Source organism: Nocardia arseniciresistens, assembly GCF_046764875.1.
Classification (GTDB): Bacteria; Actinomycetota; Actinomycetes; order Mycobacteriales; family Mycobacteriaceae; genus Nocardia; species Nocardia arseniciresistens.
The window spans coordinates 1-19,069 of sequence record NZ_JBKORD010000003.1 but is presented as its reverse complement, the minus strand read 5'-3'; the positions used below and the strand labels follow the sequence as shown (position 1 = coordinate 19,069).

The 19,069-nt window shown below is 66.5% G+C and carries 21 protein-coding genes and 1 pseudogene; 5 read left to right on the top strand and 17 right to left on the bottom strand.

The genetic code is table 11. The annotated features are described in order from the left end of the window. Positions 1–9 precede the first annotated feature (9 nt). From ACLMAJ_RS06255 to ACLMAJ_RS06245, 3 genes are read right to left on the bottom strand one after another with little or no spacing between them, the layout of a single operon-like run. Positions 10–489, bottom strand: a complete 480-nt coding sequence (locus tag ACLMAJ_RS06255) for a YbaB/EbfC family nucleoid-associated protein (RefSeq protein WP_412012549.1) — start codon at positions 487–489, stop codon at positions 10–12. Further along, positions 486–827 carry a hypothetical protein gene (locus tag ACLMAJ_RS06250; RefSeq protein WP_412012548.1) on the bottom strand — a complete coding sequence of 114 codons (342 nt, stop codon included), beginning with the start codon at positions 825–827 and terminating at the stop codon, positions 486–488. The genes ACLMAJ_RS06255 and ACLMAJ_RS06250 overlap by 4 nt, the downstream gene beginning before the upstream one ends. 41 nt (positions 828–868) lie before the next feature. Next, positions 869–2,401 (bottom strand): hypothetical protein, encoded by a 1,533-nt coding sequence (locus ACLMAJ_RS06245; protein ID WP_412012547.1) that lies wholly within the window; start codon positions 2,399–2,401, stop codon positions 869–871. Positions 2,402–2,569: 168 nt separating this feature from the next. Between ACLMAJ_RS06245 and ACLMAJ_RS06240 the strand changes: the two genes are divergently transcribed. Next, complete coding sequence (locus ACLMAJ_RS06240) at positions 2,570–2,755, top strand: hypothetical protein (RefSeq protein ID WP_412012546.1); 186 nt, start codon at positions 2,570–2,572, stop codon at positions 2,753–2,755. Further along, positions 2,752–3,594, top strand: a complete 843-nt coding sequence (locus ACLMAJ_RS06235; RefSeq protein ID WP_412012545.1) for an NAD(P)H-binding protein — start codon at positions 2,752–2,754, stop codon at positions 3,592–3,594. Before ACLMAJ_RS06240 ends, ACLMAJ_RS06235 begins: the two co-directional genes overlap by 4 nt. A gap of 102 nt (positions 3,595–3,696) precedes the next feature. Here the strand turns inward: ACLMAJ_RS06235 and ACLMAJ_RS06230 are convergent, their stop codons facing one another. After that, positions 3,697–4,506, bottom strand: a complete 810-nt coding sequence (locus ACLMAJ_RS06230) for an S-methyl-5'-thioadenosine phosphorylase (protein WP_412012544.1) — start codon at positions 4,504–4,506, stop codon at positions 3,697–3,699. Between the two features lie 205 nt (positions 4,507–4,711). On the opposite strand from ACLMAJ_RS06230, the gene ACLMAJ_RS06225 reads away from it, so the two are divergent. Continuing rightward, positions 4,712–5,056: a metal-sensitive transcriptional regulator gene (locus ACLMAJ_RS06225; protein WP_412012543.1), complete on the top strand. Its 345-nt coding sequence runs from the start codon at positions 4,712–4,714 to the stop codon at positions 5,054–5,056. Between the two features lie 203 nt (positions 5,057–5,259). Here the strand turns inward: ACLMAJ_RS06225 and ACLMAJ_RS06220 are convergent, their stop codons facing one another. The 5 genes from ACLMAJ_RS06220 to ACLMAJ_RS06200 all read right to left on the bottom strand — a co-directional run bounded on the left by ACLMAJ_RS06220 (position 5,260) and on the right by ACLMAJ_RS06200 (position 10,937). Continuing rightward, complete coding sequence (locus ACLMAJ_RS06220; RefSeq protein ID WP_412012542.1) at positions 5,260–6,168, bottom strand: TAXI family TRAP transporter solute-binding subunit; 909 nt, start codon at positions 6,166–6,168, stop codon at positions 5,260–5,262. 111 nt (positions 6,169–6,279) lie between these two features. Beyond that, positions 6,280–7,845, bottom strand: coding sequence for a sensor histidine kinase (locus ACLMAJ_RS06215; protein ID WP_412012541.1), 1,566 nt, complete (start codon positions 7,843–7,845; stop codon positions 6,280–6,282). Positions 7,846–7,858: 13 nt separating this feature from the next. Beyond that, positions 7,859–8,518: a response regulator transcription factor gene (locus ACLMAJ_RS06210; protein WP_412012540.1), complete on the bottom strand. Its 660-nt coding sequence runs from the start codon at positions 8,516–8,518 to the stop codon at positions 7,859–7,861. Between the two features lie 62 nt (positions 8,519–8,580). Further along, the gene (locus ACLMAJ_RS06205) at positions 8,581–9,939 is read right to left on the bottom strand and encodes an MFS transporter (RefSeq protein ID WP_412012539.1); all 1,359 of its coding nucleotides are present in this window, start codon (positions 9,937–9,939) and stop codon (positions 8,581–8,583) included. A gap of 164 nt (positions 9,940–10,103) precedes the next feature. Beyond that, on the bottom strand, positions 10,104–10,937 hold the full coding sequence (locus tag ACLMAJ_RS06200) for an LLM class F420-dependent oxidoreductase (RefSeq protein WP_412012538.1): 834 nt from the start codon (positions 10,935–10,937) through the stop codon (positions 10,104–10,106). Between the two features lie 151 nt (positions 10,938–11,088). On the opposite strand from ACLMAJ_RS06200, the gene ACLMAJ_RS06195 reads away from it, so the two are divergent. Beyond that, a complete protein-coding gene (locus ACLMAJ_RS06195; protein WP_412012537.1) occupies positions 11,089–11,532 on the top strand; it encodes an Hsp20/alpha crystallin family protein in 444 nt (147 codons plus the stop codon). A gap of 69 nt (positions 11,533–11,601) precedes the next feature. On the opposite strand, the gene truA is transcribed toward ACLMAJ_RS06195, so the two are convergent. From truA to infA, 8 genes are all read right to left on the bottom strand, one after another. Beyond that, positions 11,602–12,489 (bottom strand): tRNA pseudouridine(38-40) synthase TruA, encoded by an 888-nt coding sequence (truA, locus tag ACLMAJ_RS06190; RefSeq protein WP_412012536.1) that lies wholly within the window; start codon positions 12,487–12,489, stop codon positions 11,602–11,604. Positions 12,490–12,636: 147 nt separating this feature from the next. Continuing rightward, positions 12,637–13,170, bottom strand: a complete 534-nt coding sequence (gene rplQ, locus ACLMAJ_RS06185; protein WP_412012535.1) for a 50S ribosomal protein L17 — start codon at positions 13,168–13,170, stop codon at positions 12,637–12,639. 49 nt (positions 13,171–13,219) lie between these two features. Then, a complete protein-coding gene (locus tag ACLMAJ_RS06180) occupies positions 13,220–14,278 on the bottom strand; it encodes a DNA-directed RNA polymerase subunit alpha (RefSeq protein WP_412012534.1) in 1,059 nt (352 codons plus the stop codon). 115 nt (positions 14,279–14,393) lie between these two features. Then, entirely contained in the window at positions 14,394–14,999 is a 606-nt protein-coding gene (rpsD, locus tag ACLMAJ_RS06175; RefSeq protein ID WP_412012533.1) for a 30S ribosomal protein S4, read from the bottom strand. Between the two features lie 22 nt (positions 15,000–15,021). Continuing rightward, the gene (rpsK, locus tag ACLMAJ_RS06170) at positions 15,022–15,435 is read right to left on the bottom strand and encodes a 30S ribosomal protein S11 (protein WP_412012532.1); all 414 of its coding nucleotides are present in this window, start codon (positions 15,433–15,435) and stop codon (positions 15,022–15,024) included. Between the two features lie 10 nt (positions 15,436–15,445). Beyond that, on the bottom strand, positions 15,446–15,817 hold the full coding sequence (gene rpsM, locus ACLMAJ_RS06165) for a 30S ribosomal protein S13 (RefSeq protein ID WP_412012531.1): 372 nt from the start codon (positions 15,815–15,817) through the stop codon (positions 15,446–15,448). 235 nt (positions 15,818–16,052) lie between these two features. Next, positions 16,053–16,166, bottom strand: coding sequence for a 50S ribosomal protein L36 (rpmJ, locus tag ACLMAJ_RS06160; protein WP_011207363.1), 114 nt, complete (start codon positions 16,164–16,166; stop codon positions 16,053–16,055). Between the two features lie 135 nt (positions 16,167–16,301). Further along, a complete protein-coding gene (infA, locus tag ACLMAJ_RS06155; protein ID WP_003418601.1) occupies positions 16,302–16,523 on the bottom strand; it encodes a translation initiation factor IF-1 in 222 nt (73 codons plus the stop codon). A 348-nt stretch (positions 16,524–16,871) separates the two neighbouring features. Here infA and ACLMAJ_RS06150 point away from each other — a divergent pair. Continuing rightward, positions 16,872–19,069 (top strand): annotated as a pseudogene (locus tag ACLMAJ_RS06150) (hypothetical protein); the annotation flags it as partial.

Sequence of the window (19,069 nt, the reverse complement as noted above, 5' to 3'; positions counted from 1 at the left end):
AACCGACCCCTACCAGCCAGGTTCGGTGACCCCCGGTCCGGCGCGGCGGGTGCCGTTACGCTCGGCGTCGGGCTCCTCGCGCTCGGCCGAAGCCAGTGGCGCGGTCGACGCCTCGATGTGGGTGGGAAGGCTGGTCAGCTCGTCCGGAATACCAGGGAGCAACTCGGAGAGTGTCGGCATGCCCGCGTTGCGTTCCTGCATCGGCGCGACCAATTCCTCGGTCTTGCGCTTGATTTCGGCAAATGCCTGCTGCGCGGCCGTGGTCACCGCCTTGGCGAGCTCCGCAGGGGAAAGTTCGTCGATATCGTCGGCCATCCGCGTCTCGATGACGACGCCGTCCGCATTCAGTACGACAGTTACGCGCTTGTTCGCGGCCGTTCCGATCGCGGTGAGTCGGGCGCGCTGTTCGTGCGCGTCCCGAAGCGACATCATATTCGACTGAATGGTTTTCAGCATATCCGCCAATAGTTCCTCATCAGCGGCGCTCACGCCTTATATCCCCTCATGATTTTGCGGATCTCTTCTTCATTCTTGCCTTCCATCTTGTCGAGCAGTTTTGCACCATCGTCGAAATTGGTGGCGAAATCGCCTTCCAAGATCTTCACGTAGGATTCGCCGACACTCTCAATGGAATCGTATTGCTTGTCGTAATCCTCTTTGAAAGCCTTGCCCGGCTCATGGGTCCCGGCAACGGGCCGCGCCATGAGTGGCTCCGTATCGTCTTTCAAGTTAGCCATCACCGTGCGGATCTTGCCCGCGAGTTCGGTCAAATCGCCCGACAGTTCGCGCATCTTGGCGGATTCGACCTTCAACCTGTCCTCAGCCATGCCATCCTCAAATCACTCAACCCGCTCAGCCGACTCCTGCGTCAGGCCGATGCTCCCTGACGCTCCTGGAAGCGCTGCTCGAAACTCTTCACAAACGTGGTCGGCGCGACCGACGAGGACGAGTGCTCCAGTACACCGTCGTCGGCGATGTAGAAGATGGCGCGGCCGATCGAGATCTCGCCACGCGGCACCGGCACGTACACCATCCAGCCGCAGCTGAACCGGTCGGCGGTCAGTTGGTCCAACGGATACCCGGAGGTGTCCAGACCACGTCCCTCGACGTAGGCGCGCACTCGGAAGATGGCCTCTTCCTCCGGCATCTGCTCCGGCAGCGAAGCGACAACACCCGCCAACGTCAGCTGGTACATCGCACCGTCGAGATCGAACCGCCCGTTGTCGGGGAACAGGTTCTCCACGGTCTCCCTGGTGACCACACCGACCTCGGCAGCCGACACCAGAGCCGCTGCGGCGGAACGCTGTTCGGCACTCGGTGGTTGTGCGGCCAGTCCCGCAACAATACCGACCACCGTGTTCGCGGTCCACACCCCTGGCACAGCGGTAGCGCACCCCTCCGCAGCCGGAGATTCACCCCGGTACCAGCGACCACCCTCCCACCAATAGACGAACGACATCAGTCCGGTCGCCGCACGCGGGTTCAACACCGGGTTGGCAACCCATTCCGGCGCACCGGCGAAGAACTTCGGCATCGCGGCACCGTCGTTGTAAGCGGCGTCCAAATTCGGCGCCTCCCACACTCCACCTGACAACACGGCTTTGCCGTTGGGCAGGGAGTACAGCGTGGAACCGCCACGCCGCGAACTCTCGAACCACCCCATCGACGGCAACACCCGCGGACCCCAGTCGGAACCGGCGGCCACGAACGCGGCGGCGACACATGCCCACCGCGCCCACATCTCCGGAAAGTCCGGGAACTCGTTCTCCGCCAACACCGGCCACACCTTCGCGGCCTTGTCCGCCCGCGCGGCGACGGCGGCCTCCTGCGGCGTCCGGGTCTGGCGATTGGCGTGACCGATGTACGCCGCCAGCCACACCGGCAACGTTTCGCGCGGGAACTCTTCCAGGTCGGCGCGATAGGCCTCAGGGTCGAACAGCTGCCCTTCCGGGAACGGCTCGTCGCCGAAGTCGTAGTCGACCTCGAACTCACCCTCCGAACTCAACCGGATAAGCAGACGCCACCACGGTTCGCCGTCCAGCTCCGCGACCAGCGCCCGGTGCGCGCGCGCCTGCTCCAACACCGGTGCGGACGGCTCGGACCGCATCGACCGGCCGCTATCGGTGTAGACGACCTCGGCGACCCCGGTCGCGGTTGTCAGCACGAACACCGCGTCGAGCTGCTGCCAACCGGCGGGACCGGCTTCACCCAGCGCGTCGGCAATCTGCCGCGCCAACACCCGATCTCGACTGTCGGCAGCGTTCTCTTCGCCCGCGGCAGCGTTCTCTTCGCCCAGCTCGGCAGCATCGTCCGGGCCGTCGGAAGGCAGACTGAAACCGACGTCCGGTGTCTTGTTGTCTTCGTTGGCGTCGTCCGGGTTGCCGTTTTTCTGGTCGCTCACAGTCTGCTTCCGCCGATCCTTGTCGTACTTTCTCAGACATACTGACACAAAATCCCGCGAGTGTTCTCCCAAGGACGGGAAGCCCGGCAGCAACCAGCCGCGCCAGCGGATTCCGGCACAGGTAGACGGCAGAATTCGCACACCGGCGGCTCAAACATCGTGCCCTCATTGCCATCCAGTCATCTCGCCCAGCAACTATCCGTGCCGCCACCTCGGCCGCGCGTCTATGGCAAACTCGGTCGGCACGGTGCGGCCGATCGCGGCCGAGGACTTCCTCGGCGACTGCGGGCGCGGGGTAAGGCCGCACTGACCTATGTTCATCGGGACGATCTCGAGCCGCAGGAGGCACAATGATTCTGGTGACCGGTGCGACCGGGAACATCGGCAGCGAGTTGGTTGCGCAGCTGAGTGATGCCGGGGCTCGGGTGCGTGCGCTGCTGCGTGATGAGCACCGCGCCGAGCTGCCTGCCGGTGTCGAAGGCGCTTCGGGAGACCTGAATCGGCCGGAGACCTTGGCCGAGGCGCTCGACGGCGTCGACGGCCTGTTTCTGATGCCGGGCTACGCGGGTATGCCCGATCTGCTCGCACGTGCGAAAAAGGCCGGGGTGCAACGGGTTGCCTTGTTGTCGGGCGGTTCCGCGGCGCTGGAGGATATGGACAATGCGGTCTCCAGGTACATGACGCAGTCCGAGCGGGACGTGCGGGAATCCGGGCTCGCGTGGACATTTCTGCGGCCGCGCTCGTTCATGTCGAACGCGATGCGCTGGCTACCGCAGTTGGCGATCGGTGAGGTGGTGCGGGCCCAGTTCTCCGGGGTTCGGGTCGCCGCGATCGATCCTGCCGATATCGCGGCGGTCGCCGCCGTCGCACTCACCACAGGCGGGCTCGATGGCCGAATTCTCGAACTGACCGGGCCACAGGCGTTGCTGCCCGCCGATCAGGTCGCGGTGCTCGCCGAGGTGCTCGGCCGTCCGCTGGTCTGCCAGAACCTGACGAACGAGGAGACGCGGGCGGAACTGGAGGCGAGTATGCCGGCCGAGTACGTCGAGGCGTTCATCAGCTTCTTCGTCGACGGGACGCTGGACGAATCCCGAATCCACGACACCGTGCGCGAAGTGACCGGCCGCGACCCACACACCTTCGAGCAGTGGGCGCGCGCCCACGCGGCCGCCTTCGTAGACCCCACAGCCTGAGCGTGAGCGGGCCCCCTCGGCCCACTCCGCCTCGACTCTGCCGGTGACCCAGCACAATTCGACGACCCAGCGCAGTTCGACGGTCCAGCGCAGTTCAGAAGATCAGGGCAGTTCGAACGGGAGCGAAACCCCTGCGTGCACAGCGCACTTCGCGCAGGTGTCGGTCTTGGCGACGGCTGAGACCGAGCGGCGGATCAGCGCCTTGAATGGGCCGAGGTTCTTCTTGAATTCGGCGAAGACATCGGTGGCGTGCACGCCGCCGCCCGCCTCCACGCCCGCATCCAGGTCGGTCACCAAAGCGACTGCGGCGTAGCACATTTCCAGTTCGCGAGCGAGTACGGCCTCGGGGTGGCCGGTCATGTTCACCAGCTCCCAGCCCTGGGCGGCGAACCAGCGACTCTCGGCCCTGGTGGAAAATCGCGGGCCCTGCACGACCACCATGGTGCCGGAGGACTTCATCGGCAGCTCATCGGTCGCGGATTTCGTTGCGGCGGCGCGTAGTTCCTCGCAGTACGGGTCGGCGAAGGAGACATGCACGCCGCCACCGTCGAAGTAGGTCTGCGGGCGAGCCGAGGTGCGGTCCACCAGCTGATCGGGTACCGCGACGGTGCCCGGCCCCCAGTCCGCGCGCAGGCTGCCCACCGCGCACGGCGCGAAGATCCGCCGCACGCCGAGCGCGCGCAACGCCCACATATTGGCTTGATACGGCAGCGTGTGCGGCGCGAACTCGTGCCGCTTGCCGTGGCGCGGCAGGAAGGCCACCGGCCTGCCTTCGACCTCGCCGACCGCGATCGGCGCGCTCGGCTTACCGTAGGGGGTGTCGACCTCGACGGTGGTCGCCTCGTCGTCGAAGAAATCGTAGAAGCCGCTACCACCGATGACGGCGATCGAGGGCCTGGCATGCGAACTCATGCACATGATTCTCCCGCCCCGCCTCGCGCACCGACCGGAAGGGTCCACATCCACCGGGTCATCGGACTCGGCGGGCATCGGTCCGTCGCGCCGGAGCCCGAAGTACCCGGCTCCGCGCTGACCTGACAAGTCACTCGATTCATTGTACCCTAGGGGGGTATTAATCGATCAGCCGGAGATCCGGCGGGCAGCGAGGAGACAGCCGGTGACACCCACACCGCCGCAGGACGCCGCGGCCACCCAGGATCATGCCGCACCCGACCACGCCGGCCATGGCTACATCACGGCCAAGGACGACTACCTCAAGCGGCTGCGCCGGATCGAGGGCCAGGCCCGCGGACTACAGCGCATGGTCGAGGAAGAAAAATACTGCATCGACATCCTCACCCAGGTCTCCGCGATGACCAAGGCGCTACAAGCGGTCGCGATGGGCCTGCTCGAGGATCACATCAGCCACTGTGTTGTCGATGCGGCGGTCGCCGGCGGCCCCGAGGCCGACGCCAAGATCAAAGAGGCCACCGACGCCATCGCCCGCCTGGTCCGCTCCTGATCCACCAGCCAGGTCGCATTTTCACGCGGTCCGGGGCTCCTCGAGCACCGCGGGGCCATCGAGGATCGGTAAGGGTCGCCGCCGCGAGCCGTACTTCGGCGGAGTCGCCGAACACATGCGCGTGACGGTCTCCCCGCGACGGCGATGAGCAAGACCGTCAGTACTGAACTCGGCGCTGAGCTACGCGATTCGTCTACCGGATCTCAGCCGTGTCTGCGTCGGTATACCGACACCGCACCTGGGTGCAGTGGTACTGAGCCAGTGCCGATCAGCGAGCGGGCATCCAGGAATTGGGTGCCCGCCGCCTCGGCGGGGACCAATGCGTCGGCGTGCGATACCAGCAGATCAACGATCGCGGCAGCGGCCTCGTCGGGTAAGGACGGCGCGGCAAGCAGGAGGTTCGCCACACCGACCGTGCGCACCGCGGGGCCGCCGGGATAGGCGTCGGCGGGAATCTCGACGCGGTCATAGAGGTAGCCGAATCGCTCCCGCATCGGCACCGCTAACTCACCGAGGTCGATCAGGCGCAGCCGCCGTGGCACCTCCAGCGCGCCGGTGGGCACGCCGCCCGCCCACAACAGTGCGTCGATGTCTCCGGACTCCAACGCCGCCACCGCTTCTCGCAACGGCCGATGCGCGATCACCACGTCCACCGCAGGATCCACGCCCGCGGCCCACAGCAGCCGCTCGCCGGTGACGGCCGCACCGGAACCAGCGGCGCCGAGATTCACCCGAGTGCCGCGCAGGTCCGCGACGCGACGAATCGGACTGTCCGCGTGCACCGCGAGCTGCAGATAGTTCTCGTAGACCCGCCCGAGGGCGAGCACCCTGTCGCTCTCCCCCAACGAATCCGACAGCGCCAGTGCGGCATCCACTTGCCCCGCGGCGAGCAGTGCCAGATTCTCCTGCGACCCCGAGGTCGTCACCGGGTCGATCCGCACCCCGCTCTCCCGCTCCGCGACAGCCGAAAGGAGCTGCGCGAACGCATGATAGAGGCCGCCGACCTCACCGGAGGCCAGCCGAACCCGAATACCTTCGCCATCCGCCGAGCACCCAGAAACCCCCGCCACAGCACTGAAAGCCGCCAGCGCCAAGAACTTCCGCCGCCGCATCACCGCTCCACCACAGCGCCGGAAGTACCCCGCACGAACAAGTTCAGCCGCCGCATCATCGCCCCACTACAGCGCCGAAAGAACCAAACACGAGAAAGTTCAGCCGCCGCATCATCGCCCCGCCACCGTCGGCAATCGAATACTGATCGCAAGGCCGTGCGGGTCTACGGGTTCGACAGTCAACGTGCCACCGCGGGACTGGGTCAGCGCGGCGGCGATCGGGAGCCCGAGACCCGAGCCGCCCGCGGGTGCCGCCGCGCCACGATAGAAGCGGGTGGTGAGTTGGTCGATTTCCTCGGGGGCGACGCCGGTGCCGTCATCGCGAACGATCACCGTCACCCAGCCCGGCGCGGTATCGACGGTAATGGTCGTGTGCGCACCGATACCCGCGTAGCGGCACGAATTACTCAGAGGCACATCGAGTATTTGCGCGAGAATGTCGGCGGAAACCGCGACGTCGGTGTTGTTGCGAGCACCCCGCAAGCCGTCACCGACGGAGTTGTCTCCGGCGACCCGCGAGCCGTCGCCGGCAGCATCGTTGCGCCCGGCCCGCGGGCCGTCACCGGCAGCGGCGTTCCGAGCACCCCACGGGCTGTCGCCGGCGGCCGGCTCGACGGACGGTGCGACACTCAGTTGCATGCCCGCGCTTTCGAACGCCGAATACCAGGCGTCGATCCGATCGGCGACTACTTGTTCCGCGTCGCAGTGGTTTTCGGTGCCCACCGAGGTGCGTGCGGCCTCGAAGGCGGCGGGTGTCTCGGCAACGGCCAGGTCGAGTAGTCCGTCGAGCAGCGCGGTCAGGCGTTCGACCTCCGCGCTCGCGCGGTGGAAGGTCGCGCTCGCGCTCGCGGGAATGGACGGCTCCAGCGAATCCAGGCGAATCGTCAAGGCGGCCAGTGGGTTGCGCATCGCGTGGGCGGTGTCGGCGACGAGTTGGCGTTGGGCGTCGGCGGAGTCGGCGACGGCGAGCGCCATCGCGTCGAACGATTCCGCGACGGCCCGCATCTCCGGCGGTCCGCCGTGGTGGCGGGCGATCGACGGCGCGGCGGCGGCTCTGCGCGGTTTCGGCAGTGTCGCGGTCAAATCCGCGACCGCGTGCGACAGCGCCGCGAGCGGGCGCAGCACCCAGCGACTCAGGGTCAAGGCCAGCAGCGTGAACACCACCATGGCCACGACAGCTCCCGCCGCCATCACCGCCCACGCCTGCGCGATGTCGGCACGGGCGCGCGCGGTGGATGCCTCGATCACCACGGCGCCATTGACCTGTACCCCGGTCCCGACCGGCCGCGCGACCAGCATCGTCGGCGGGCCCCACGGCGTCAGCCGATCGATCGGCTGTGGCCGCTGGTTGCGCCGCGCCGCTGCCACCGCCGCGACGATGTCGGCATTACCGATGTCCACGGCCGCGTTGACCGTCGGGGCGCCGCGCGCGTCGACGACGAGCACGTGCTCCCCGTACAGATCGTGGTAGCGCCCGACCTCCTCGGCCAGCGCACGGACATCCCCGTCCGCGACGGCCGCATCGGCGAGGGTGGCGAAGCGATCGGCGTCACCGGAACGGCCGAGCACCAACTCCTGGGTACGGCTGGTGGCGTAGGTCAGCGACAGCGGCACCGCGAATGCGATGGCCGCCAGCGCCGCGAACACCGTCAACGCGATCAGTAGCCGTCGGCGCATCCCGGCTCCACGCTCATTGTCCCCACCGGTAGCCGTAACCACGGATGGTGGTGATCAGTCCCGGCCGCGCCAGCTTCGCGCGCAGCCCGGTCATGTGCACATCCAGCGACCGCGACACCGCGACGAACGCGTCGCCCCAGATCCTGTCCATCAATTGCTGGCGGCTCACCGCGGCGCCCGGCCGCTCGACGAGCACCTCCACCAATTCGAACTCCTTCTGCGTCAACGCGATCGGCGTCCCCGCGACCTCGACCACCCGCGCGGCGAGATCCACCCGCACGTCACCGGTCACCACGTCGGCCCGCGTCGGCTGCGCCGCGACCGCCGCGCGGCGCATGACCGTCTCCAGCCTGGCCATCAGCTCCGCGATGCGCGGTGGCTTCACCAGATAGTCGTCGGCGCCGCCGCGCAGCCCGCGCACGATGGAACGTTCGTCGCTGCGCGCGGTCAGGATCAGCACCGGTATCGCACTCACCTCGCGCAACTGCCGCAGCACCTGCAACCCGTCGGCGTCGGGCAGGCCGAGATCGAGAATCACCGCGTCGTAGCCACGGTGCGCGATCAGCAGATCCGCGCCCCTTCGTATCCGCTCGGCACGGTAGCCACGGGCATTGAGCGCCTCTACCAGGGCGTCGCCAACACCGTCGTCGTCCTCGACCACCGCAAGCCGCACGCGCCGATCCTCCCACAGGGGGCGATCGGCGCGTGCGCGCGCAACATCGTCGAGCACAGCGGTCAGGCCCGCGATCGCGCGAGTTCCTGTTCCGCATCCGCGACAGTGTCCGCCGCCCGCGCCTCAGCGTCGATGGTCGACCCCGTCAACGTCTCACGCATGAAGTAGTACGTGATCAGCGAGATAGCGATGCAGCCTGCGACGTACCAGAAGTACAGCGACTCGTGGCCGCCCTTCTTCAGCGCGAGCGCGATCATCTCCGCGGTGCCACCGAAGATGGCGACCGTCAGCGCGTACGGCAGCCCGACGCCCAACGCTCGGATCTTGGTCGGGAACAGCTCCGCCTTCACGATCGCATTGATCGAGGTGTAGCCGGTGATGATCAGCAGGGCCACCATCATCAGACCGAACGCCGCGATCGGATTGCTGGTGTGCGCGAGCACCGTCATCAGCGGCACCGTCATGATGGTGCCGCTGACACCGAAGAAGATCAGCAGCTTGCGCCTGCCGATCCGGTCGGACAGCGCACCCGCGACCGGCTGAAGCACCACGAACACCAACAGCGCGATGAAGTTGATCCAGGCCACCGTCGGCTTCGAGATGCCGGAGGTATTGATCATGAACTTCTGCATGTAGGTGGTGTAGGTGTAGAAAGCCACCGTGCCGCCGAGTGTCAGGCCGACAACGAGCAGGCATTCGCGCGGGTACTGCAACAGCACGCGCAGCGAACCACGCGAGGAACCGGACTTCGCGGCACTCGCGGTCTCGGCACGGAAGGATTCCGACTCGTCCATGCCGCGCCGCAGCAGCATGACAACGATCGCGCCGCCCGCACCGATCAGGAACGGAATCCGCCAGCCCCAGCTGTTCATCTCTGCGGTGCTGAGCACCTGCAACAGCACGATCTGCACGCCGAGCGCGACGAGCTGCCCCGCGACAAGGGTCACGTACTGGAAGCTCGAATAGAACCCGCGCTTTCCCGCCGAGGCGACCTCGGACAGATACGTCGCGCTGGTGGCGTATTCGCCACCGACCGAGAGGCCCTGCAAGAGCCGGGCGAGCAGCAGAATCACCGGCGCGGCGATCCCGATGGTCTGGAAGTTGGGGGTTACCGCGATCAGCAGCGAACCCGCGGCCATCACCGTCACCGAAAGCGTGAGCGCGGAGCGGCGGCCGAATCGGTCGGCATACCGCCCGAGCGCCCAGCCGCCGATCGGGCGCATCAGGAAGCCGACCGCGAAGACCGCGGCCGTGGACAACAATTGCGCGGTGGGATCACCCTCGGGGAAGAATGCCTTCGCGAAGTACACGCTGAATGCCGCGTAGACATACCAGTCGTACCATTCGACCAGGTTGCCGATCGAACCGCGCAGTACGTTCGCCACCACCCGGCGCTCGCCCGTTGGCTGTGTCGTAGTCACTCGAATCTCCTTCTACGACGCATCATTGCGTCCGTTGAAGCGAGTGTGTCCCCAGTCACAACCTCGGGGGAAGCGCCCGGCGGCTTTCCTAACCGTCCCTTAGGACGATCGGAGCGATGCGCCCGGTAGGCATCGCGCCACAGCCAGTGGGTAGGCCCTCCGCCTCAGGAACGTTGAGCGAGCACGGGCGCCAGCGCGCGCAGGGTCTGCTGCGCGTCATCATCGAGGACCTGGATCGCCACGTGGTCGGCGCCCGCACGCAGATGCGCAACCAACTGGTCGGCGACCGCGTCGGCGGTGCCGTGCGCGACGAGCCCGTCGTAGAGCTGGTCGCTGCCCGGCTTGGTGAGGTCGGCGTCGGTGAAGCCGAGCCGACGCAGATTCGCGGTGTAGTTCTGCAAATCCAGATAGAACTCGACGCGCGGGCGAGCCGTGGCACGCGCACGCGCGGGATCCGCGTCCAGCACGACCTTGTGTTCAGTCGCCAGCAATGCGTCCGCACCGATCACCTGCCGAGCGATCTCGGTGTGCGCGGTCGGTACCAGGTAGGGCAGCGCGCCCCAGGTGCGATCCGCAGCCAGCTTCAGCACCCGGGAACCGAGCGCGGCCAGCGCGAGACGCCGCTGCGGCACTCCGGCCTCCTCCAGCTCATCGAGGTATTCGACGAGCGCGTCATAGGGCTTGCGGTAGTCGTCGGCGTGTTCCGGATGCCCCGCGCCGATACCGAGCAGAAAGCGGCCAGGGAAGCGTGCCTCGATCCGGTGAAACGACTCCGCGGCCTGCTTCGCGGGCGAGGACCAGATATTGATGATGCTGGAAGCCACGGTGATCGACTCGGTCGCCTCGAGCAGCGGCTCGACCTCCGCCAACTCGGCGGGCGGCGACGCACCGAGCCATAGCGTGCCGTAGCCCAGGTCCTCCAACTCCCGCGCCTGTTCCGGGGTGAACCCCGTGTAGCCGCGCCATACGCCGAACCGTCCGAGGGTGTCTATAGCCATACGCAGAGCGAACAGCGATGTCGCAGTGCTTATTCCGCACAGAATCGAGCCTGGCACTCTCCGTGTCCGAGTGCTAAATTTGTGGATGCACAGCTCCTGGCGTTCACCGCCCGTGGTGCGCGCCATCGCTATCGAGATGGAGGTGATTGCTGTGCTGAGATTCGATCCATTCCATGACATCGACACCGTCGCCCGCCAACTGCTGGGTGAGGGCACGGGCACCACTCGTGCACCGCGCTTCATGCCGATGGATCTATTCAAGGTCGGCGACCATTACGTACTCAACGCCGACCTGCCCGGTGTCGACCCCGGTTCGGTCGATGTCAGTGTCGATAACGGCACACTCACACTGCGCGCGCAACGCAGCTCACCTAGCGAAGAGGGCGTCCAATGGATCGCCTCCGAGCGCTTCGTAGGCACATTCATGCGCCAGCTGTCGCTCGGCGACAATGTCGACGCCGACAAGATCAGTGCCACTTACAACAACGGCGTGCTTTCGGTGACGGTACCGATCGCGGATAAGGCCAAGCCACGCCGCATCGAGATCTCCGGCACATCGCAGCCGAAGACCATCGAGGCGAGTTCCGGCAACTGACCCGCCGCTCGCTCCCGCACCGTGTGTCGAATCGCGGTGCGGGAGCACCTCTTTCACGCGCGCGTCAGATCACGCGCCACAGCAACCCGCGTCCGGCGCTGGGGCCGAACGCATTTCGCGAGTCTGAGCATTGCGGGCGGCGAGGTCGGCGTCGGCTGGATAGTCGACGGCGATCAGACTCAGGCCGTGCGCGGGGGCGACGGTGACCGAGCTGGAACGCTCGGTTTCGTCGAGCAGACCGCCGACCCAGTCGGGCGTGCGCCGCCCCTCCCCCACTGCCAGCGCGGCGCCGACCAGACTGCGGACCATCGACCAGCAGAAGGCGTCGGCGCTGACATAGGCGATCAGCGAGTCACCGTCGCGCTCCCAGTCGTAGCGCTGAAGTTCGCGCACCGTGGTCGCGCCGTCACGGCGGCGGCAGAATGCGGCGAAGTTGTGCAGGCCCAAGAGTTTTCGGGACGCCTCGCGCATGGCATCGACATCGACGCCGGACCGGCAGGCGACCACGCTGCGGGCATACAGTGGGTCTACGCCGTAGGGCGCGGTGGTCAGCCGGTAGGCATAATGGCGGCGGATCGCGGAGAACCTGGCGTCGAATTCCGGCGGCACGACGCGAGCGTCCTTGATACGCACGTCCTTCGGCAGAAATCGCGCCATCCGATGCACCAGCCTGCCGCCGTCGAACTCGGCGGTCGTATCGAAATGCGCGACCTGGCCTTCGGCGTGCACGCCCGCATCGGTGCGGCCCGCGACGGTCAGCTGAACCGTTTCGCGGTACACCTTGCTCAGCGACTCCTCCAGCACGCCCTGCACAGTCCGCAACCCGGGCTGCCGCGCCCAGCCGGTGAAATCGGTTCCGTCATAGCTGATGTCGAGCCGGACGCGAGCCGACTGTTCCTGCGTTTGCGCCACCTGTAGCGAATCACGTACCGGCTCAACCGAATCGGATGTAGCCATCGAACCCACCGAATCCTCCACCGTCACAACGATCTCCTGATCGACGCGAACGAGCCCGCCGACCCGTATTCGGGTGGCGGGCTCGTTCGAGAAACCGACGCGAACGTCAGGCGTCCGGATCATCCCCGCAGATGCGGGGAGCACGGATCATGCCTTGTCGTCGTCCGCCTTCTTGTCCTCAGCGACCTCTTCGGCGGCCGGGGCCTCGATCTCGGCAGTTCCGTCGACGATCTCTTCGGCCTCTACCTCGACGACCTCGGCGACAGGCGCCTCGACCTTGGAAGCGGCAACACGGCGAGCGCGGTCGGCCTCGTTGGTCACGGTCTTCTCGCGAACCAGCTCGATCACCGCCATCGGCGCGTTGTCACCCTTACGGGGCAGCGTCTTGGTGATACGGGTGTAACCACCCTCGCGACCCTCGAACGACGGGCCGATCGTGGCGAAAAGCTCGTGCACGACGTCCTTGTTGCGGATCACCTTGAGCACCTCGCGACGGTCGGCGAGAGTGCCGCCCTTCGCCTTGGTGACAAGCTTTTCGGCGTAGGGGCGCAGCGCCTTGGCCTTGGCCTCGGTGGTCGAAATACGACCGTGCTCGAAGAGCGCCGTCGCCAGATTGGCGAAGATCGCCTTCTGGTGCGACGCCGACCCGCCGAAGCGAGCACCCTTCTTGGGCTTGGGCATTGTTTGTTCTCCTTGTGTGAGGCCGTGCCGGGGTGCCTACCCCAGCGGCCTAGAGCTGTTCGGTCTCGGCGTAGTCCTGCTCGCCACCGTCGGTGTCAGTGAACGTGCCGCTGTCGCTCCACGTTCCGGTGCTCGCGTCATAACCCACCACGGAAGAAGGATCGAACGACGCCGGGCTGTCCTTGAGCGAGAGGCCGAGCGCGTGCAGCTTGACCTTGACCTCGTCGATGGACTTCTGGCCGAAGTTACGGATGTCCAGCAGGTCCGACTCGGTGCGGGCAACGAGCTCGCCCACGGTGTGCACACCCTCGCGCTTGAGGCAGTTGTAGGACCGGACGGTCAGGTCCAGGTCCTCGATCGGCAGACCGAACGAGGCGATGTGATCCGCCTCGGCCGGGGACGGGCCGATCTCGATGCCTTCGGCCTCGACGTTCAGCTCACGGGCCAGGCCGAAGAGCTCGACCAGGGTCTTACCCGCCGAAGCGAGCGCGTCCCGTGCGGTGATGGAGTTCTTGGTCTCCACGTCCAGGATCAGACGGTCGAAGTCGGTGCGCTGCTCGACACGGGTGGCCTCAACCTTGTAGGTCACCTTGAGCACCGGCGAGTAGATCGAATCCACCGGGATCCGGCCGATTTCCGCGCCGGACGCCTTGTTCTGCACTGCCGGGACATAGCCGCGACCGCGCTCGACAACGAGCTCGATCTCCAGCTTGCCCTTGTCGTTCAGGGTGGCGATGTGCATATCCGGGTTGTGCACGACAACACCGGCAGGCGGCACGATGTCACCAGCGGTGACGGTGCCCGGGCCCTGCTTGCGCACGTACATCGTGACCGGCTCGTCCTCCTCCGAGGACACGACCAGACCCTTGAGGTTCAGGATGATGTCGGTGACATCTTCCTTCACACCGGGAACGGTGGTGAACTCGTGCAGAACGCCGTCGATTCGGATGCTCGTGACCGCGGCCCCCGGGATCGAGGACAGCAGGGTACGACGCAGCGAGTTACCGAGGGTGTAACCGAAGCCCGGCTCGAGTGGTTCGATGGTGAACTTCGAGCGGTTCTCGGCGACGACCTCTTCGGTCAGGGTCGGACGCTGGGAAATCAGCATTAGGAATCATCCTCCTGTACGGGCGCCCACTATTTGACGCCCACGTTATGGGGGTTGTGCACGGTCGCCCTGTCTCATCGACGCGAACGACCACACACCAGCAGCGTTGAAGCTGTTACTTCGAGTAGTACTCGACGATCAGCTGTTCGGACAGCGGCACATCGATCTGAGCGCGCTCGGGCACCTGGTGGACCAGGATGCGCAGACGGCCGGGGATAACCTGCAGCCAGCCGGGAACCGGACGGTCTCCGACGGTCTCGCGAGCAACCTGGAACGGCAGCGTGCTGAGCGACTTCTCCTTGACATCGATGATGTCGTACTGAGTCACCTGGAAGCTGGGCACGTTCACGCTCTTGCCGTTGACCGTGAGGTGGCCGTGGCTGACGAGCTGACGAGCCTGACGACGGGTACGCGCAAGACCGGCGCGGTACACGACGTTGTCCAGGCGGCACTCGAGCAGACGCAGCAGGTTGTCGCCGGTCTTACCCTTGAGGCGGTTGGCCTCCTTGTAGTACCGGCTGAACTGCTTCTCCATGACGCCGTAAGAGAAGCGAGCCTTCTGCTTCTCCTGCAGCTGGAGCAGGTACTCGCTCTCCTTGATCCGCGCGCGCCCGTGCTGGCCGGGCGGGTACGGACGACGCTCGAACGCCTGGTCGCCTCCGACGAGGTCGACGCGCAGACGACGCGACTTGCGGGTGATGGGGCCTGTATAACGTGCCATTTGTTATCTGTTCCTTTCCCGCTTAGACGCGACGCCGCTTGGGCGGACGGCAGCCGTTGTGCGGCTGCGGAGTGACATCGGAGATCGTGCCGACTTCCAGGCCTGCGGCCTGCAGCGAGCGGATCGCGGTCTCGCGGCCCGAACCCGGGCCCTTGACGAACACGTCGACCTTCTTGACGCCGTTCTCCTGCGCCTTGCGGGCAGCGTTCTCGGCGGCAAGCTGCGCGGCGAACGGGGTCGACTTGCGCGAACCCTTGAAGCCGACGTGGCCCGACGACGCCCACGAAATGACGTTGCCCGACGGGTCGGTGATCGACACGATGGTGTTGTTGAACGTGCTCTTGATGTGTGCGTGCGCGTGCGGGATGTTCTTCTTTTCCCGGCGACGCGACTTCTGGGTCTTCTTGGGGCCTGAGGCCCGTGTCTTCGGAGGCATCGACTATCCCCTACTTCTTCTTGCCGGCGACGGTGCGCTTCGGGCCCTTGCGGGTGCGCGCGTTGGTCTTGGTGCGCTGGCCACGCACGGGCAGGCCACGACGGTGGCGGATGCCCTGGTAGCAGCCGATCTCGATCTTGCGACGGATATCGGCCTGCACCTCGCGGCGCAGGTCACCCTCGACCTTGAGAGTCGACCGCTCGATGTAGTCGCGCAGCAATGTGACCTGCTCGTCGCTGAGGTCCTTCGACCGCAGGTCCGGGCTGATCTCGGTCGCTGCCAAGATTTCCTTGGAGCGGGTACGGCCAATGCCGAAAATGTAAGTCAACGCGATCTCCATGCGCTTTTCGCGCGGAAGATCAACGCCCATGAGACGTGCCATGTGGCAGGTTCCTTAACTGTTGGAGGTCTGCTCCCTGTCCGTCCCCGCGTCTTGTTGGGGCCCCGGCCTCCGAACCGGGGGTAGGCAGCACGCCCCGGGCAAGGCCCGGTACGTCTCAACGTGCTGCTGGAACTGGGAGTGCTTCTTTGTGTGCCAATCCGAACTGCGGTTCGGCGCACGGCTGGTGATCGACCGAGATCGAAAACGACCTCGGCTATCCCGGCGAGAGCCGAGATCAGCCCTGGCGCTGCTTGTGGCGCAGGTTGTCGCAGATCACCATGACCCGCCCGTGACGGCGGATCACCTTGCACTTCTCGCAGATCTTCTTGACGCTTGGCTGAACCTTCACGTCCGTCCAATCTTCTTGTGGTTCACACGAGGTGTGAACACAGTTTTTCCCCAGCCGATGGGCTGGGGAAGTTTCCGGGGGGCGAGCCTGACGACTCGCGTGTTCGTACCGCACCCTCGACGGGCACGGGTGCGATCACTTGTAGCGGTAAACGATGCGGCCACGCGACAGGTCGTAGGGCGAAAGCTCGACGACCACACGGTCCTCGGGGAGGATACGAATGTAGTGCTGCCGCATCTTCCCGCTGATGTGCGCGAGAACCTTGTGACCGTTCTCGAGCTCGATCCGGAACATCGCATTGGGCAGCGGCTCGACAACTCGACCCTCGACCTCGATGGCCCCGTCTTTCTTCGCCATGTCCTCCGCGATCCTGGTTTATGCTCAAACCTGGTTTGATTGCCTTGTGTCTGCTTGTATGAACCCGTCGACGAACGGAACGGTGGCATGCAAACAGTCGGCGCATAGGTGCACCGCCGCACCAGCTTACCGGGAGGTACCGGATCCGGCAAAAATGGCCCCCGATGTACCCGCCCACCGGGGGAAGTCCCTGCCCCACAGCGACCATCGGCCGTCGCGTAAACTGGCCGCTGTTGTCAGCGATCGGTCGAGCGGATCCGAGGGGGATGTGGTGAGCGAGCGTATCGAGCGCGCAATAGACACAGCATCCTTGGGTACGGCGGAGCCGAGCGTCAGCGAGGAGGGGCTGTGAGCCGTAATAACGACAACCTCCCCATGCTGCCACCGTGGCTCTCCGAGAGCGAAGTCACCGAGGTCGGCTACGAAGCGCCCGTAGAGAACCTGCCACACCAAGAACTGATCGACGAAACGCCACGACGTGGCCGTTTCAAGTCACGCTTCCCCGAGAGCGATCGCCCGGACTCGAATTCCTCGCGCCGGGACAAGCGTCGCAAAGGCTGGCGCAGAGATAAGGACGAGCACGGCGAGGAGCAGCAGCTGCCCGCAGGCTCCTCCGACCCGTGGCGCGCAGGTCCGCCCGAGCAGCAGACCGCGCCCGAATATCAGCGCGGTCCCGAATCACAGCGCGGTCCGCAGCCACATCTCGACCCGAACCGGCAGGGTCCGCCGCAGCACGATCCCAGAAACGACTCGTGGCCGCAGCAGAGTCTGCCCGCGCCGGGCCAGCAGCCGCAGCAGCCGCAGCAGCCGCAGAACGGTAACTCGTGGCAGTCGGCACCACTGCCGACCCGTAACCCGGGCAGGCCGTCCGAGGGCTTTCAGCCGCTCGGCGCCAGGTCGATCGATGGATCACCCGAGCCGACCGACTCGACGGTCCGTCAACAGCGCCCCGGCCTGCCGCCGTCCCCTTCCGCGCCGGATCCATCCACGGCACAAGCACCGGCCGCGACCGACGAACTCCCCGCCGCGCAGGCGGACCATTCGACACCGCCCGGCGATCACCGAGGGCAGCCGAGGCCGGAACCCGATGGCCCGCCGCCATGGCTGGCCGGACCGGAACCTCTCAGCAGCACCGGATTCGACGCCGAAGCCGCGGGCACGGACCCGCGTAGCACCGCGGCTGACCCGTCACACGGACCCGCTGCGCCCGAACAGCGCAGTCCCGGCTTCGAGCCCGTGGCACCGAATATGGGCCGGCGCATCTTGGAGGACCCTGCGGCGGGCATCGTATTCGGAAGTGCCTCGACGCCACCGGTACCCGAACAACGCTCGCCCGATGACGAACTCGCCCAGCCCGCACCGGATGCCCCGCGACATGACGGACCGCTGCCGTCGGCTCCGCGTAGCACCGACGGCCCGCCACCGTGGTTGAGCGGCGAGCGCCCCGAACTTCCGCCACCCCCAGGCGAATTCGCCGCGCACCAGCCGGTGGGCAACGACGCGTCGGCCACCGCCGTGAACGGCAGATCAACGCACGAGTCCTCGCAAGGCGAACCCGCGCAGTGGGTGCAGAACGGGACACAACAGGCGCGAGGACCCGAGCAGGCCGACCGCACAGCAACTCCCGGCACCGGACCGACGCAAGCCGCTTCCGCCCAGCGCCCGGAATCACCGGGCGCAATGTCGGCCCCGATACAGGGCCCCAACGCTTTTCAACCATCGACCACGGGCAATGCAACGACGGAGTCCGCGGCAAGGGGTCGCCACCGGGTGGCGGCGGAGATCGACGCGGCCACCGGTACCGGACCCGGAGACCAGTCGCAGCCACCCGTGCCCGGCCGGTCGATGCCACAAGGCCCCGGCGAGCAATGGCAGAACCCGGCAGCCTTCGCGCAACCGACGTCGGCACCGCAGCCGCCGACCGGCTATGCCCAACCTTCGATGCCCGCGCAGGCACCGGTAGGCGAACCGTGGCAGAACCCGGCCGGATACGGCCAGCGTCCGCAGGCGCCGGTTGGCAGCCAGTGGGACAGCCCAACAGGATTCGCACAACCACCAGCAAGCGCACACGCACCCGAACAAGATCAACCACCCGGATACACACCGGGCAGCAATCAGCCGACACCGCAGGCTCCGGGCAGCGACCAATGGCAGAACCCGGCGGGATTCGGGCAGCCACCAGTGGGCCCGCATTCCGGCGGCCGCGACCAGCCGATGCAGCAAGCACCGGTTGGCAGCCAGTGGGACAGCCCAACAGGATTCGCACAACCACCAGCAAGCGCACACGCACCCGAACAAGATCAACCACCCGGATACACACCGGGCAGCAATCAGCCCGCACCACAGGCATCGGGTAGCAGCCCAGCAGGATTCGCACAGCCACCGGCTGGACCACATGGACCGGTCGGCGACCCCGCAGGATTCCGGCAGCCACCCGCAGGCTCGCGCGCACCGGTCGGCGACCCCGCAGGATTCGGGCAGCCACCCGCAGGCTCGCGCGCACCGGTCGGCGACCCCGCAGGATTCGGGCAGCCACCCGCAGGCTC